General features: G+C 71.6%; 1 protein-coding gene. It reads left to right on the top strand.

The features are described 5' to 3' along the window. Positions 1-261 (top strand): hypothetical protein (locus tag FLV34_RS41195; RefSeq protein WP_222709836.1); only part of this gene is annotated, 261 nt, incomplete at both ends.

The raw sequence follows: 261 nt of genomic DNA, 5'->3' as shown, positions 1-261 counted from the left end.
TTGCGGGTGCTGCTGGAGGTCGGGCTGCGTGAGGCGTGGTCCGGCGACAGCGTGGTCCGCCTGCAAACACCGGAGGAGTTCGCCCCGGATGAGGCGCGGGCGGCGCTGGTGTGGTCGCGCCGCCGCGCGGATTCGGCGTTCGAGCTGGCGTGGAATCTGCATCGCCGCCTGCCGGTGCTCGGTGAGGCGATGCTGGAGGGGGTGTTGGATGAGCCGCGGGCGGTGGCTTTCATCCGCTGGACGAGCGGGTTGACCGACGCC

The organism is Microbispora sp. CSR-4 (assembly GCF_008033685.1).
Classification (GTDB): domain Bacteria; phylum Actinomycetota; class Actinomycetes; order Streptosporangiales; family Streptosporangiaceae; genus Microbispora.
Note: the sequence above shows the minus strand (reverse complement) of the source record. Positions and strands in the feature narration are given on the sequence as shown.